General features: G+C 60.6%; 12 protein-coding genes. 4 read left to right on the forward strand and 8 right to left on the reverse strand.

Features of this window, described 5'->3' with window-relative positions:
* Window positions 1-10: 10 nt before the first annotated feature.
* The 8 genes from J2T09_RS05750 to J2T09_RS05785 form a co-directional block, all read right to left on the reverse strand.
* Window positions 11-1756, reverse strand: a complete 1746-nt coding sequence (locus J2T09_RS05750; RefSeq protein WP_373458380.1) for a M14 family metallopeptidase — start codon at window positions 1754-1756, stop codon at window positions 11-13.
* A 22-nt stretch (window positions 1757-1778) separates the two neighbouring features.
* Window positions 1779-2627 (reverse strand): ABC transporter permease, encoded by an 849-nt coding sequence (locus tag J2T09_RS05755; protein WP_306832095.1) that lies wholly within the window; start codon window positions 2625-2627, stop codon window positions 1779-1781.
* A 6-nt stretch (window positions 2628-2633) separates the two neighbouring features.
* Window positions 2634-3557 carry an ABC transporter permease gene (locus tag J2T09_RS05760; RefSeq protein WP_306832098.1) on the reverse strand — a complete coding sequence of 308 codons (924 nt, stop codon included), beginning with the start codon at window positions 3555-3557 and terminating at the stop codon, window positions 2634-2636.
* A gap of 79 nt (window positions 3558-3636) precedes the next feature.
* Complete coding sequence (locus tag J2T09_RS05765; protein ID WP_306832100.1) at window positions 3637-5172, reverse strand: ABC transporter substrate-binding protein; 1536 nt, start codon at window positions 5170-5172, stop codon at window positions 3637-3639.
* A 58-nt stretch (window positions 5173-5230) separates the two neighbouring features.
* Window positions 5231-7048, reverse strand: coding sequence for an ABC transporter ATP-binding protein (locus J2T09_RS05770; protein ID WP_306832102.1), 1818 nt, complete (start codon window positions 7046-7048; stop codon window positions 5231-5233).
* Entirely contained in the window at window positions 7045-8811 is a 1767-nt protein-coding gene (locus tag J2T09_RS05775) for an acetyl/propionyl/methylcrotonyl-CoA carboxylase subunit alpha (protein ID WP_306832104.1), read from the reverse strand. Before J2T09_RS05775 ends, J2T09_RS05770 begins: the two co-directional genes overlap by 4 nt.
* Window positions 8808-10409: a 5-oxoprolinase subunit PxpB gene (gene pxpB / locus J2T09_RS05780; protein WP_373458388.1), complete on the reverse strand. Its 1602-nt coding sequence runs from the start codon at window positions 10407-10409 to the stop codon at window positions 8808-8810. The genes J2T09_RS05775 and pxpB overlap by 4 nt, the downstream gene beginning before the upstream one ends.
* Before the next feature lie 45 nt (window positions 10410-10454).
* Entirely contained in the window at window positions 10455-11222 is a 768-nt protein-coding gene (locus tag J2T09_RS05785) for a LamB/YcsF family protein (protein ID WP_306832108.1), read from the reverse strand.
* 303 nt (window positions 11223-11525) lie between these two features.
* Between J2T09_RS05785 and J2T09_RS05790 the strand changes: the two genes are divergently transcribed.
* From J2T09_RS05790 to J2T09_RS05805, 4 genes are all read left to right on the forward strand, one after another.
* Complete coding sequence (locus J2T09_RS05790; protein ID WP_306832443.1) at window positions 11526-12200, forward strand: GntR family transcriptional regulator; 675 nt, start codon at window positions 11526-11528, stop codon at window positions 12198-12200.
* A gap of 77 nt (window positions 12201-12277) precedes the next feature.
* A complete protein-coding gene (locus J2T09_RS05795) occupies window positions 12278-12982 on the forward strand; it encodes a GntR family transcriptional regulator (protein WP_306832110.1) in 705 nt (234 codons plus the stop codon).
* A 104-nt stretch (window positions 12983-13086) separates the two neighbouring features.
* Window positions 13087-14052: a dihydrodipicolinate synthase family protein gene (locus J2T09_RS05800; RefSeq protein WP_306832113.1), complete on the forward strand. Its 966-nt coding sequence runs from the start codon at window positions 13087-13089 to the stop codon at window positions 14050-14052.
* A 93-nt stretch (window positions 14053-14145) separates the two neighbouring features.
* Entirely contained in the window at window positions 14146-15390 is a 1245-nt protein-coding gene (locus J2T09_RS05805) for an NAD(P)/FAD-dependent oxidoreductase (RefSeq protein ID WP_306832115.1), read from the forward strand.
* Window positions 15391-15392: the final 2 nt, after the last annotated feature.

Consider the following 15392-nt stretch of genomic DNA (forward strand, 5'->3'; position numbering starts at 1 on the left):
CTGTGTGCCGTTATACGGCAGGCGCGTCAGCCTGCAGCAACTGCCAGGATTCGTAGGCAGAAATCACCGTTTCCATCTGCGCCGTGTGGCCGGTGATGAAATCGTCGCCGTAAATCGTTTCATCCGGGTATTCGGTGATCAGCGTCAAAGGCACGGTGTGGCGGTCATCGATCGATGACAGGCAGGGGAAACCGTTGATGATGCGGAAACCCGTTTCGCCGGCATGGGTCTCGTATAGCGCGATCTGGCGGTTGTTGTATTCTAGAATGCCCGGAATGGTGCCGAGATGGCGGGTGACGTGGTCGAGCATGGCTTCCGCCTGTTCCGTCCAGCCTGCGTGATGGCGCATGACGAGGAAAAAGCCTTTTGGCAGCGTCCACATGGCAAAATTGCGCGGCACGTAACCGGAAAGCGGGCGCGTCCATTCATGCGACGGATAGCCGTGCAGGTTCACATGCAGCTTTGCGCCGCTCAGGTCCTGCGCCGCAAAACGGATCGCCTTTTCGTTTAGATGCTCGCCGGAATTTTCGCGGGTGCGATATTCGAGGTCGTCACCAAGGGCTGTGTAACGGGCGGCATGGTGCATGTGGCGCGGATTGTCGACGCGCAGGCGCTGATGAAGCGCGTAACCATCCGGGTTTTCCAGCGGCGAGATGGTGAAATGCGCATTGGCGCGCTGCTTCAGGGCACGGGCAGCGCGAATGGCGCCGACGATGCCGGTCGTTTCGTTCGGATGCTGTCCGCCACTGATCATCACGGCAGCTTCCGGGCCCTTGATGTATCGGGCCGAAAGCAAGCGTCCTGAGCGGGAATTGGCGTTAAACTCTTCGCCGCCGATATCGGCCAGCAGCTTTGCCATCTGGCTGGCTGCCGGCGGTTCGGTGGCGGTATCGATCGCCTGTTCCTTGCCGTCGAGGAATCCGGTCGTCAGTGGGCGGGTTTCGACGCGGATCGTGATCTCGCCTGTGCTTTTGACGATCTCGGGTACGATCTGGCCGGGTTTCAGGCCACGATCGCCGAGAGGACGGCCGGACTTTTTCTGGAAAAACTCGAGTAGTGAGAAATAAAAGTCTTCATGCAGCGCTTCCCGCAGGCTCACCACCTCATCGCCGACCGGCAGGTCCATATCCTCGGCCGGATGCGAAACGCGGATGTTCAGCTCTTCGAAATAGGGTTCGGTTGCGCCCCAGTCGTGACCGGCAATTGCATCGATGGCACTGTGGAACAGCTTTTCGTAATCGGTTTCCAGACGCTCGCCCGACGCATCGCCTTCGGCACGATACCAGCCGGTCGGCGAGACATTGGTTTCGCCGACGACATCCTCATGCACGCGGTTCGGCACCAGTACTTTCAGCGTTTCGCTCTGGCCGTTGCGGGTCAGCGTCACGTCGTAAAAGAATTCGCCGTCCTCGCGGGCGACAAACTCGATCTTTGCGTCGCCCACCAGCGATGCCAGCGGATAGGCTTCCAGTCGAAACCGGTTGGCCGGGGCATTGGCATGCACCGGATAACGCACTTCGATGGCTGTCACGCCGGCAAGGTCGATCTCTTCGAGGAAGGTGAAGAGAAGCGGCTTGTAGGCGCTGCGGATGCGGGCGGTGATGCCCTTGTCCTTCAGCGCCTGCTCAGTTGCGCGGCGGCTCTTCGTGTCGTCGAATGTCCATGCTTCGAAGGACAGGCCGGGCTTGGCTCCCATGACCAGAGTTTCAAGAGTACGCTCGATTGAAGTCTCGAAGATCGTGGTCATGGGTGTCATGCCTTGCTGTGTATCGAAATGTTTATCTGGAAGTGCGACCGGTCGGGTCGAGGCTGTCGCGCAGCCAGTCGCCGAGCAGGTTGAGGCCGAGCACGGTGAGCAGGATGGCGAGGCCCGGGAAGACACTGACCCACCATGCGGTCTGCAGATAGGTGCGGCCATCGGCCAGCATGCCGCCCCAGCTCGGAATGGTCGGATCGACGCCGAGGCCGAGGAAGGTCAGGCTGCTTTCGAGCAGAATGTTGTTGGCAACGTTGAGCGTCATCAGCACGATCACCGGGCCGATCAGGTTCGGCAGCAGATGCTGGAAGATGATGCGCCAGTCTTTGACGCCAATTGCGCGGGCCGAAAGTATGAATTCGCGCTCACGCAACGTCAGCACCGAGCCACGCACGAGGCGGGCATATTGCACCCATTGCGACACGATCAGCAGGATGATCGTGTTGGTGAGGCTGCCGCCGACGATGGCGATGAAGGTGATGGCAAGAAGGATGAACGGCATGGCGAGCTGCAAGTCGGCGAAACGCATGACCAGCATGTCCCAGAAACCGCGGTAATAACCGGCGATCAGGCCCATCAGCACGCCAAAAATGACGGCGCCGATAACGGAGGTGAAGCCGACCAGAAGCGAAATCTTGCCGCCGGCGACAACGCGCGCCAGCACGTCACGGCCGAGTGGGTCGGTGCCGAACGGGAAGGCCGGGTTGGTGAACGGTTTTGCCAGACGCGCCATCAGGTTGATCTTTTCCGCGCCGCCCGGAAACAGCAGATCTGAAAACAGCACGGCGAGGCAGATGATGACGGTCAGCGAAATGCCGAGAATGAATTCGAGGCTCGCGAAGCGCGACAGGCGGGAGGTTTTTGTTGCCATTGTCGTTTACTCCGTGCGGATGCGGGGATCGACGAGGCCATAGGCGATGTCGACCAGAAGGTTGATGCCGACGATCATCAGCGACAGAACGGTGATGACGGCCTGAAGCACCGGATAATCACGGGCAGCCACTGCATCGAATGCAAGCGTGCCGAGACCCGGCCAGTTGAAGACACGCTCGATGACGACGATACCGCCGAGCAGGCCGCCGAACTGAAGGCCAAAGTAGGTGATCAGCGGAATGGCGCAGTTGCGCAGCGCGTGTTTGTAGAGAACCTTGCTTTCGGAAAGACCCTTGGCGCGCGCCACCATGATGTATTGCGACTGCAGCGTTTCCAGCATCGAGGTGCGCACGAGGCGGACATTGGTCGCCGTCAGAATGACGCCCATGGTGATGGCCGGCATCACGTAGCTGGCAAACCCGCCCATGCCGCTTGGCGGCAGCCAGCCGAGCGTGATGGCGAACAAGAGCACCAGCATGGTGGCGAGCCAGAAATTCGGGAAGGAGAGGCCGATCAGCGAAAAGATGCGGATCGCCTGGTCGGCGGCTGAACCACGCGAGGTGGCGGCCTTGATGCCGAGCGGGATCGACAGCGCGATCGACACGAACATCGAGATGAAGGCGAGCAGCAGCGTGGCCGGCAATGCGTCTGATATCAGCATCGAAACGGAGGTGCCTCCGTTGAAACTGCGGCCGAAATCGAAGCTCACCATGCCTTTCAGGAAGGTGAGGTACTGCACGATGAACGGCTGGTCGGTGCCGAGCGAAGCGCGAATACGCGCCAGATCGTCTTCCGTCATGCTGCCGCCGCCCTGGAACATCATGAGGGCTGGATCGCCCGTCAGGCGAATGGCGAAAGAGACGACGAGCGTGATGGCGATGACGACGAAAATCGCCTGTAGCAATCGCTTGATGAGGAAACCGGCCAAGTTCTCGTTCCTAAAAGAGAAGTCCAGCCTCGCCCGCGGGGATGCGGGCGAGGTATCGTTTCGTTTGAAGTAACGTCGGTTAGTCGACGGTGACTTCGTTCAGCTTCAGCCGGTTATCCGGAGGAGCGATGAAGCCCTTGACCCGCTTGTTGATGCCGAAGATGGCGTTGGTGTTGTAAAGCGGCAGTTCCAGCGCGCGTTCGGCAGCGTAGGCGCCAACTTCCTTGAGGATCTTTTCGCGCTCGGCACGGTCGGTCAGCGGACGCTGGGATTCCAGCAGCTTGTCCATCTTCTCGTCCTTGTCGTAGGGGTTCCACTTTTCGCCCGAATGGTACATCGCGTAAGCGGTGTTATCGAAGTCGAACGTCCAGCCGCCCCACTTCTGCTGGAACATCGCGCCGGTCTTGCCCTGCGGGATGATGTCATTGGTAATGACGTTGGTCTCATAAGGTTTAATCGTGGCGGTGATGCCGACCATCGACAGGTAGCTGGAAATAACCTGCGCGACTTCGTTCATCGTCGAGTCATTGCCGCGGATGTCGATCTGCAGGGCGGTACCGGCCTTCACGCCGGCTTCAGCCAGCAGCTTCTTTGCGCCTTCCGGATCGTAGGGGATAGCCTTGAGCTCCGGGTCGTAACCGAAGGAAAGGGCGCTCTGGAAGCTGACGATTTCCGATGCCTGGCCGGCGAGGATCGACTGCACAATCGTGGCGCGATCAACGGCCATGATGATCGCGTGGCGCACCTTCGGATCGGCGGTGATGCCGTCGCGGGTGTTGAAGCGCAGCGCGTCAACGGTCGGGCCGGGAACGGAAAGGATCTCGAGCTTGCTGTCGGCTTCGATGACCGGCAGCATGCCGATCGGAATGGTCGGCGGGATCACCAGGTCGACGCGACCGGCCTGCAGTTCGGCAACGGCAGTCGCCGGCTCTGCGATGAAGCGGTATTCGAGTTCAGAAAGTTTTGGTGCACCACCCCAGTAATCCGGGTTGGCTTCCAGCTTGATGTTGACCTTCGGCTGGTAGGACGTGAATTTGAATGCGCCCGTGCCGACCGGGTTGAGGTTGAAGTTGTCCTCACCCTTTTCGGTGATGTATTTCGGCGGAACGATCATGCCACCATAACCGGCAAGCTTGGTCAGAAGAACCGGATCCGGTGCCTTCAGCTTGAGATCGACCGTGTAGTCGTCGATGACCTCGACGCTTTCGATCGAGGTGTAGTTGGAACGCTGCGGGCCCTTGGCACCCTGTTCGCCGAGAAGGCGCTCAAAAGTGAACTTGACTGCTGCTGCGTTGAAATCTTCGCCATTGTGGAACTTTACGCCCTGGCGCAGCTTGAAGCGCAGGCGCTTGCCTTCGTCCAGCTCTTCCCAGCTTTCAGCGAGGCCGGGGACGATCTTGAGGTCCGGACCGCGATAGGTCAGGCCGTCAAAGATGTTGGTCGCAACGGCGGACCACTGAACGAGGAACGTGTCGATCGGGTCCCAGCTGCCCGGATCCTGCGGCGTCGAAATGGTCATCTTGCCGGCGGCAAAGGCCGGGGCGGCGGAAAGTGCGGTGCCGGCGAGAGCGAAAGCCACGAAAGCCGACGCCAGTCCCCTTTTGAACGTTGTCATTTACCTGTTCCTCTTCAGATGCTTTGCGATTGTGTCGCGGTTTATGATCCGGGTTTCCTCAGGCGCTTTTGGCGATGAAATGGCCCGGATTGATTTCCTCATGGGAAAGGATGGCCGGCTCGTCGCCGACGCGACGGACGGGATTGGGGATTTCGCCCTCGATCAGCGCCGTGTTGCGCGGTGCCGTCGGATCGGCAACCGGAACGGCGGAGAGAAGGCGACGGGTATAGTCATGGCTCGGGTTTTCGAACACCTGTTGGCGCGAACCCATTTCCATGATCTGGCCGAGATAAAGCACCGCAACGCGGTGGCTCATCTTCTCCACCACAGCCATGTCATGGCTGATGAACAGATAGGCGAGACCACGCTCCGCCTGGAGGTCCATGAACAGGTTGATGATCTGCGCCTGAATGGAGACGTCGAGCGCCGACAGCGCTTCGTCGGCGATGATCAGCTTTGGGTCCGAAGCGAGCGCGCGGGCGATACACACACGCTGGCGCTGGCCACCGGAGAATTCGTGCGGATAACGCGAGGCAACCGAAGACGGCAGACCGACGCGTTCCAGCAGTTCATCGACGCGACGTTTGACTGCCTTGCCGTCATTGATCAGGCCATGGGTGTTGATCGGCTCGGCAATGGAAAAACCAACCGTCTTGCGCGGATCAAGCGAGGCAAACGGGTCCTGAAAGATGTACTGGACTTCCTGGCGCATGCGAAAACGCTCGGCCGCCGACATGGACGAATAGGTGCGGCCGTTGAAGGCGATCTCGCCGCCCATGGAGGATTGCAGCTGCTGGATGGTGCGGCCGATGGTGGACTTGCCGGAACCGGATTCACCGACCAGAGCCAGCGTTTCGCCCGGATGGATGTCGAAGCTGACATTCTGCACGGCGCTGCAGCGATGCGTCGCCTTGCCAAAAAGGTTCTTCTTGATGTCGAAGCGGACCAGCAGGTCCTTCACCGAGAGAAGCGGCTTCTCGTCGTATTTCGCGGTGTTCTGCACACGCTCTTCGCCGACGACTGTCGGCTCGCCATCCTGAAGAACGGTCAGCGGCATGCGCTTGGGAAACTCTTCGCCGGACATGCTGCCAAGCTTCGGCACGGCAGACAGAAGCGTGCGGGTATAGGGATGCTGCGGGTTGGCAAAAATTTCGTTGACCGGGCCTTCCTCGACCTTCTTGCCCTTCCACATGACGACGACATGATCGGCCATTTCGGCAACCACGCCCATGTCATGGGTGATGAACACCATGCCCATGCCGAGCGTCTTCTGCAGGTCGCGCATGATGTTGAGGATCTGCGCCTGAATGGTGACGTCGAGCGCTGTGGTCGGCTCGTCGGCGATCAGCAGCTTTGGGCGGCAGGCAAGGGCCATGGCGATCATCACGCGCTGGCGCATGCCGCCGGAAAGCTGGTGCGGAAAACGGTGCAGAAGCTGGCCCGAATCCGGCAGGCGCACCATGTCGAGCAGGCGCTGGGCTTCCGCCATGGCGGCCGATTTGCCGAGCTTTTCGTGCAGCATCAGCACTTCGCAGATCTGGTCACCGATCGTGAAGACCGGGTTGAGCGAGGTCATCGGCTCCTGGAAGATCATGGCGATCTCCTTGCCGCGGATCGACCGCATTTCCTTTTGCGACGCCTTCAGCAGGTCCTTTTCGTTGAACAGGATGCGACCGGTCGCGTATTTCGCGCCCATCATGTCGGCAAGGCGCATGGTCGACAGCGAGGTGACCGACTTGCCCGAACCGGATTCACCGACCACGGCCACCGTCTTGCCGGCCTCGACCGTAAACGACAGATCATCGACAACGCGGCTGGAGCCGAATTCGACGCTGAGATTTTCGACCGACAGAAGCGGTTTGTTGGTTGCGCTCATGTCCGTGTCTCCGGCTTGGTCTGTTCGGTCGTTGAATTTTTGTCGCTGGCGATGCGGGCGATGACGGCGCCGGCGGTCTGGGAGGAACCGGCTTCGGCGAGGATGCTGATGGTGCCGGAAACCGGTGCGGTGACCGCCGTTTCCATCTTCATCACGTCCATCATTGCCAGAACTTCACCTTTTTCGACAAGTGCGCCATCGGAAACATTCCAGTGAACGAGAAGGCCGGGCACGGGTGCAAGCACTGCTCCGGCATCGTTCTCTTCACTTGTCTTGTCACTGTTCGAGGCCGATGAAAGTGGGCCCAGCAAACGCAGGAATGCATCGGGAATGCCGATTTCCACACGCTTGCCGTCGATTTCGATCTGGCCGCGCAGAAGGCCGGCGCTCGCTATAGGAGCGGGACGGCTGACGGATTCCAGCGCCTCAGTGAAATCGGTTTCGATCCAGCGGGTGTGGACACGAAAATCCCTGGCGAAATCATCATGCGCGATGACGGCGCGATGGAAAGGCAACACGGACGGCACGCCTTCGATGGCAAATTCATCCAGAGCGCGGCGGGCGCGGGCAATCGCTTGGTCGCGGGTAGCCCCCCAGACGATCAGCTTGGCTGACAGCGAGTCGAACATCGGCGGAATGGCCGAGCCGGTGACGACGCCGGAATCCAGACGCACACCGGGGCCGGACGGAGCCGTGAACTGTGAAATCTCGCCGGCGGACGGCAGAAAACCACGACCCGGATCTTCCATGTTGATGCGGAATTCGATGGCATGGCCGCGCGGTTCCGGCATTTCCGTCACGCTGATCGGCAGTCCTTCGGCGATGCGGAACTGTTCGATGACGAGATCGAGACCGGTTGTCTCTTCTGTCACAGGATGTTCCACCTGCAGGCGGGTATTGACCTCGAGGAAGGAGATCACGCCATCGGCGCTGAGCAAAAATTCCACCGTGCCCGCACCGGTGTATCCGGCTTCCGCGCAGATGTCGCGAGCGGCAGAATGGATTTTTTGGCGCTGTTCATCGGAGAGAAAAGGCGCAGGTGCTTCCTCGACAAGTTTCTGGTTGCGACGCTGCAACGAGCAATCGCGGGTCCCCACCACCAGAACATTGCCGAGACGGTCCGCCAACACCTGCGCCTCGATATGCCGCGGGCGGTCGAGAAACTGCTCGACATAACATTCGCCGCGACCAAAGGCGGCCACCGCTTCACGCGTGGCCGATGAAAACAGTTCTTCGACTTCACCAAGGTCGCGCGCGATCTTCAAACCGCGTCCGCCGCCGCCATGCGCCGCCTTGATGGCGATCGGCAGGCCGAATTTCTTTGCGAAAGAAAGCGCTTCGGCCGGGGAGGAAATCGCCCCATCGGAACCGGCAACCAGAGGTGCGCCGACCTTCTGGGCAATCGCGCGGGCCTTCAGCTTGTCGCCGAGCGCTTCGATAACCTTCGGCTTGGGGCCGATCCAGATGAGGCCGGCATCGATGACGGCCTGCGCAAACTCGCTGCGTTCCGAGAGAAAGCCGTAGCCGGGATGTACGGCATCGGCGCCGGAGCGTTTGGCGATGGAAATCAGTTTGTCGATATCGAGATAGCTGCCCTTGGCGGTCACGCCATTCAGTGCATAGGCCTCATCGGCCAGGCCTACGAACAGCGCGTCGGCATCGGCATCGGCGTAAACGGCGACCGAGGTCAGGCCGTAATCCTTGCAGGCCCGGATGATCCGCACCGCGATCTCGCCGCGGTTAGCTATCAGAACCTTTTTCATGGGCATTTTCCTGGAATGAAACGGGGCGCGAAACGGCTGACCGCGTTGAAGCGGATCTTTGCGCCGACAGGTATCTGGCCGGCGAGATCGAGATGATGGCCGGCGACATTGGCGATGACCGGATAACCGCCGGTCAGTGGATGATCGGCAAGGAACAGCACGGGCTGGCCGCTGGCCGGAACCTGCAGCGCGCCGCGAACGGTCGCCTCGCTCGGCAGTTCGCCGTGATTGGAACGTTCCGACGCATCACCCGACAGGCGGATGCCGACACGGCTGGATTGCGGCGTGACAGACCATTCCTGGCTCAAAAAGCTTTCGACGGCAGCGTCGGTGAACCAGTCGGTGCGCGGACCCATGACGACATCCAGCACCACCGTTTCGTCGGTGCGCGGCATGGTGAAAGCCGGTTCTTCCGATGAGACGAGTGCGTTTGCCGGTGCGGGCAGAATGGCGACGACATCGCCGGCAACAAGGGCGGCGGGGCCGATCTGCGCCAGCGTATCGGTGGCGGTGCTGCCGAGAACCGGCGCGATATCGAAACCGCCGCGCAGGGAGAGGTAGGAGCGCATGCCGGCTGCAGGCGTGCCGAGCGTAACCACGTCGCCGTCATCGAGGGCGATGGCTGTGTGATGCGTGCCCGAAATTTTTGTGCCATTGGCGCCGGCAACGGTGATCGGGGCCGTGGCGCCCGTCACCGCCATGACGCCCTGTCCGCGCATGCGAAAAGCGAGGCCGCCGAGTGCGATCTCAAGTGCAGGCGTGTCGGCCGGATTGCCGACAAGACGGTTGGCGGCTTTGAAGCTTGCCCGGTCGGCGGCGCCGGAAACGCTGATGCCGAGGCTCGCCTGTCCGGCGCGGCCAAGATCCTGAAAAACGACCGGCAGGCCGACGGAAACAATTTCGATTGCCGAAGCGGCATTTTCGGTGCTGGCCATCTCTGGCTTTTCAGCGGCCTTGGTCGATGGCTTGATCTCGTATGCCACATCTTTTGCCATGTCGCAGAATTTGATGCGGCTGCCCGGCTGCAGAAGCGAAGCCGGCGTGCGATCGATATCGAACATGGCGAGCGGCGTCGTGCCGATCAACTGCCAGCCACCGGGGCTTGTTTTCGGATAGATGCCGCTGAATTCGCCGGCAAGACCGACAGCACCGGCCGGTACTTTCGTGCGCGGAGATTTGCGGCGCGGCACGGTGAGGCGCGGATCGCCACCCGAGAGATAGGCAAAGCCGGGTGCAAAGCCGGTGAAGGCGGCAACGTAATCGCTCTCGCCATGCAGACGGATGACATCTTCGATGCTGATGCCGAGAATGCCGGCGACTTCGGCCAGATCCTCGCCGTCGTAGCGCACCGGGATTTCGATCAGCGCACCGGATGCCGCCTTGCGTTCGCCACCGGCCAGAGCCGCGATGGCTGCAACAAGTGCCTCGTCGGAAATCGTGTATGGATCGAAAGACACAAGCAGCGTGCGTGCGGCCGGAATGATTTCCGTGATGCCCTCGATCGGATTGTTTTCCAGCGCCTCGAACAAAGCCAGCGCCTCGCCGAGATCGGCGAGTTCCACGAGCAAACAATCGCCACGCACCGGTAGGATGCGCATCGACGTGTCTCGGGAGGAGGTGAGGGCGACGGGCTGCATGATGGTTCAGGCAGCCGCGGTAAAGGATCGGATTGCCAAGCCCGACTGTTCAAATGCTTCGCGCAGACGTCTTGCCATGGCCACCGCACCGGGGCTGTCGCCATGCACGCAGATCGACTGCGCATCGACACCAGTGAGCGTGCCGTCAATCGCCTCGATCACTCCCTCTTTCACCATGCGCACCATACGCTCGGCAATCAGATCGGGATCGTGAAGAACGGAACCTTTTTCGCGGCGCGAGACGAGATTGCCTTCCGGCGTATAGGCGCGGTCGGCAAAGGCTTCGGCAACGACGGTGAGGCCGGCGGCGCGGGCCTGTTCGACAAGCTGCGAGCCGGCAAGCGCCATCAGCACCAGCGACGGATCGACGGCCAGAATGGCATCGATCACATCCTTGGCCTGACGGGCGTCGATGGCGATCGTGTTGTAGAGCGCGCCATGCGGTTTCACATAAGTGACGCGGGTGCCAGCGGCCTTGGCGAGACCCTGCAGCGCGCCGATCTGGTAGATCACGTCGCCGATCAGTTCTTCGCTTGTCGGGTCCATGTTGCGGCGGCCGAAACCGGCAAGATCGCGGTAACCGACATGGGCGCCGATCGAGACGCCGCGCTCGGCTGCGGCCTTCACTGTCTTGAGAATGCCGGCCGGGTCGCCCGCATGAAAGCCGCAGGCGACGTTGGCGCTGCTGACGATATCGAGCATGGCGGAATCATCGCCCATCTTCCACGGACCAAAACTTTCGCCCAGGTCGCTGTTGATGTCGATGTTCATCATGAACGCTCTTCCCTCGCCATATTCTGAACAAAAGCTAACAAAGGAGAACAATGCTGTCCATAGTGTTGAACAATTTTTATGTATTGCCCTACAAAGCGTCAGATGCTCATAAAGTGGGCGTGATTAAATTTTTGCACGGTTTTATTCGCCCGGCAGCGCACCTCCCGCGTCATTTCGCTTGTGGTGAAGCCGCGGGCAATTTACCGGAAAGACGAATCTGGTTCACAGACGAAGGGGAACGGCTTGGCTGCACGCAAACCACAGGTAGAGGGCGCGAAATCGTCCGTCTTGACCGATGGCCGGATGCAGGCCGGTTCGCGCGCCACCGAACAGGTGCAGACGCTGGCCGAAACCGTTGCGGCGCGCATTCGTGAACAGGTGATTTCAGGGCGGCTGACGCCCGGCAGCCACCTTTCCGAGCAGACGCTGAGCGAGGAATTGCAGGTTTCGCGCAATACGCTGCGCGAAGTGTTTCGCATGCTCACCAAGGAAGGCCTGCTGCGTTACGAGGCCAATCGCGGCGTGTTCGTTTCTACGCCCAGCATGACGACGATCATCGACATCTATCGTGTGCGGCGCTTTATCGAATGTCCGGCGCTCGCGCATGCGCATCCGCGTCATCCCGGTGTGACCCGCATGCGCGATGCCGTGGAAGAGGCGCGCCGTTGCCGTGAGGCCAAGGATTGGCTGGGCGTCGGCAGTGCCGATATCGCCTTCCACGCGGCCATTGTCGAATTGTCCGACAGTCCGCGCATGGCCGGTTTTTATGCGCAGATCGCGCTGGAGTTGCGGCTTGTTTTCGGTCTTTTGAAGGATCCCGAATTCCTGCATGGCCCTTTCATCGATCAGAATCTCGAGATCGTCACGGCACTTGAGGCAGGCAATGCGGCCGGTGCTGCCGAAATGCTGGAAGCTTACCTGCTGCGGGCCGAACGTTTCATTCTCGGCGCCTATGCAAGGGTGACGTCCGAGACCTGAATATCCTTCGTCCGGCTGACGTTTGCCCGCCAATGCGCTAAAGGCTGGGGACATCATGTCGACAAGGAGATTCCGTCATGGCCGATTCCGACTCCGAGCAGATGGTGGAGCGCAAGCGCGGTTCCGGCGTCAAGTTGGTCTATGATCTCTTGCGCGACGAAATCCTCGACCTGAAACTGGCGCCCGGCAGCGCCATCGATGAGGTTGCGCTGGCTAGCCGCTTCGGCATGTCGCGTACGCCGATCCGCGAGGCGTTGGTGCGGTTGGCAGGGGAGGGGCTGATCGAGACCCTGCCCAATCGCTCGACCATGGTGTCGAATATCGATTTCCTCGGCATGCATGCTTATTTCGATGCGCTGGTGCTGATGTACCGCGTCACCACCCGGCTGGCAGCCCAGCACCGCCGGGCGGAAGACCTCGAAAACATTCGTACTCACCAGGCCGAATTCAGCGATGCCGTGCGCTCGCAGGATGCGCTGGCGATGATCGCCACCAATGCTGCCTTTCATTCGGCCATCGCGGCAGCGGGCCGCAATGCCTATTACGCAGGCTTTTTCGATCGTCTGCTGGGCGAGGGGCGGCGCATGCTGCGGCTTTATTACCAGTCCTACGAGGACCGGTTGCCCACCCGTTTTGTTGATGAGCATGAGGAGATCATCGCTGCCATCGAAGCGCGCGATGTTGCTGCCGCCGACCGGCTCGGCAAGGCGCATGGGGAGCAGATCGTCGAGCAGATCGGTCGCCTGCTGACGCGTCACGAACGGCAGGATATTGAACTCTAAAAATCTTGTATTTTTTTTGTCGACAAAGAATGCGGAAGGAGTATTCTCCTTGTCCAGAGGCGTGTGCATAGCCGCCCGCCAGAGGATTTCGAGGAGTTTTGTAAATGGCCGCAAACATTTTTTCGGGCGTCGTGCCGGCGCTGATGACCCCCTGCAAGGCGGACCGCACGCCGGATTTCGATGCGCTGGTTTCCAAGGCCAGGCAGTTGATCGAAGCCGGCATGTCGGCGGTGGTTTATTGCGGCTCGATGGGTGACTGGCCGCTGCTCACCGACGCGCAGCGCATGGAAGGTGTCGAGCGTCTGGTGAAGGCCGGCATCCCGGTCATCGTCGGCACCGGCGCCATCAACTCGGCGTCTGCCGTGGCGCTTGCCGGGCATGCCCAGAAGGTTGGCGCACAAGGCCTGATGGTCATTCCGCGCGTTCTGTCGCGTGGTTCGGTCATCTCGGCCCAGAAGGCACATTTCAAGGCCATCCTGTCGGCGGCTCCGGACCTTCCGGCGGTCATTTACAACAGCCCCTACTACGGTTTTGCCACCCGCGCCGACCTGTTTTTCGCGCTGCGCTCGGAGCATCCGAACCTTGTCGGCTTCAAGGAATTCGGCGGCCCGAACGATATGCGTTATGCCGCTGAAAACATCACCAGTCGCGACGACAATGTCACGCTGATGATCGGTGTCGATACCGCCGTCTACCATGGTTACGTCAATTGCGGTGCGACCGGCGCCATCACCGGCATCGGCAATGTGCTGCCGAAGGAAGTGCTGCATCTGTGCAATCTCGCCATCGCTGCCGCCAAGGGTGATGCGGATGCGCGCGTTCGTGCCAAGGAACTTGAAGAGGCGCTCGGCGTGCTCTCCTCCTTCGATGAAGGCCCGGATCTGGTGCTCTATTTCAAGCACATGATGGTGCTGAAGGGCGACGCCGAATACGCGCTGAACTTCATCGAAACCGATGTGCTTTCCGACAGCCAGCGCGGTTATGTCGAGACGCAGCTTGCGCTGTTCGACAACTGGTATGCCGACTGGAGCAAGCTTCCGGGTGCGGTTCAGAGTGCCAAGGCAGCCTGATTTCGATATGAAAAGCCCTCCGCGCGGAGGGCTTTTCTTTTGGGGATGGGAAACAAGAGCGTGCCGAAAAGGCCGCCGGAAGGTTTTGGGAAGATGAGCAGGTCGGATGTTGTCGTCATCGGCGCAGGCGTGGTCGGGCTGTCGATTGCCATTGCCGCGAAGATGCGGGGTCTGGATGTAACGGTCATCGATCGCGAAGGCCCGGCCGCCGGTGCTTCCGCCGGTAATGCGGGTGCCTTCGCTTTCACTGATATCCTGCCGCTCGCTTCTCCCGGCATTCTGAAAAAGGCGCCCAAATGGCTGCTCGATCCGCTCGGGCCGCTCAGCATTCCGCCGGCTTATGCGCTGCAGATCGCGCCGTGGATGCTGAAATTCTGGCGTGCCTGCCAGCCGTCTCGCGTGGCCTATTCCACCAGCGCCCAGACATCGCTGATGGATCTTTCCAAGGCCGAGCTGGAGGGCTTTTTGTCGGCAACCGGCACGCTGTCGATGTTGCGCAAGGACGGCAATCTTCAGGTTTATGAAAGCGATGCGGAGTTTCAGGCGTCGTTGCCGGGCTGGGAAGCGCGTCAAAAACACGGTATCGAGTTCCGGCATATGGATGCCGCCGAAATGGCGACCCTTCAGCCGGGTCTGGCGCCACGTTTCATTCGCGGCACATTCACGCCGGGCTGGTATTCGATTGCCGATCCCAAGCTTTATACGCTGGCGCTTGCCGAGCATTTTCATGCGCTCGGCGGCTCAATCGAGATAATCGAGGTCAAGGCACTGCAGCCGGTCACCGATGGTGTCGAGATTTCCACTGCGGACGGTCGCAAGCGAAGCGCCGCAAAAGTCGTGCTGTCGGCAGGTGCCTTTTCACACCGCATCGCGAAAACGCTGGGTGAAACCATTCCTCTGGAAACGGAACGTGGTTACAACACGACATTGCCTGCCGATGCCTTCGATCTGCGCATGCAGGTGACATTCGGCGGCCATGGCTTCGTTGTCACGCGGCTGACCAGCGGCATCCGCGTCGGTGGCGCCGTCGAACTCGGCGGACTGGATCTGCCGCCGAATTTCAAGCGCTCGGAAGCCATGCTGAAAAAGGCGCAAACCTTTCTGCCGGGCCTAAAGGCCGCGGGCGGTACGCAGTGGATGGGTTTTCGCCCGTCACTGCCGGACAGCCTGCCGGCGATCGGCCGGGCGAAGGTTACGCCCAATGTCGTTTATGCCTTCGGTCACGGTCATCTCGGGCTGACCCAGTCGGCGGGCACAGCGCGGATCGTGGCCGACATGCTGACCGGGCAGGCAGCGGCGATCGATATCGCCGCCTTCTCGCCGCAACGTTTCGGTTGATC

Origin of the sequence: Neorhizobium huautlense, from assembly GCF_030811685.1 — a bacterium.
In the GTDB taxonomy this organism is placed as follows: domain Bacteria; phylum Pseudomonadota; class Alphaproteobacteria; order Rhizobiales; family Rhizobiaceae; genus Neorhizobium; species Neorhizobium huautlense_A.

Excerpts from the sequence above, each read along its gene's own strand:
- J2T09_RS05750 (WP_373458380.1), bottom strand. The coding sequence starts at position 1,756 with ATGACACCCATGACCACGATCTTCGAGACTTCAATCGAGCGTACTCTT.
- J2T09_RS05770 (WP_306832102.1), bottom strand. The coding sequence starts at position 7,048 with ATGAGCGCAACCAACAAACCGCTTCTGTCGGTCGAAAATCTCAGCGTC.
- pxpB (WP_373458388.1), bottom strand. The coding sequence starts at position 10,409 with ATGCGCATCCTACCGGTGCGTGGCGATTGTTTGCTCGTGGAACTCGCC.
- J2T09_RS05775 (WP_306832104.1), bottom strand. The coding sequence starts at position 8,811 with ATGAAAAAGGTTCTGATAGCTAACCGCGGCGAGATCGCGGTGCGGATC.
- J2T09_RS05785 (WP_306832108.1), bottom strand. The coding sequence starts at position 11,222 with ATGATGAACATCGACATCAACAGCGACCTGGGCGAAAGTTTTGGTCCG.
- J2T09_RS05795 (WP_306832110.1), top strand. The coding sequence starts at position 12,278 with ATGGCCGATTCCGACTCCGAGCAGATGGTGGAGCGCAAGCGCGGTTCC.
- J2T09_RS05800 (WP_306832113.1), top strand. The coding sequence starts at position 13,087 with ATGGCCGCAAACATTTTTTCGGGCGTCGTGCCGGCGCTGATGACCCCC.
- J2T09_RS05765 (WP_306832100.1), bottom strand. The coding sequence starts at position 5,172 with ATGACAACGTTCAAAAGGGGACTGGCGTCGGCTTTCGTGGCTTTCGCT.
- J2T09_RS05805 (WP_306832115.1), top strand. The coding sequence starts at position 14,146 with ATGAGCAGGTCGGATGTTGTCGTCATCGGCGCAGGCGTGGTCGGGCTG.
- J2T09_RS05790 (WP_306832443.1), top strand. The coding sequence starts at position 11,526 with ATGCAGGCCGGTTCGCGCGCCACCGAACAGGTGCAGACGCTGGCCGAA.
- J2T09_RS05755 (WP_306832095.1), bottom strand. The coding sequence starts at position 2,627 with ATGGCAACAAAAACCTCCCGCCTGTCGCGCTTCGCGAGCCTCGAATTC.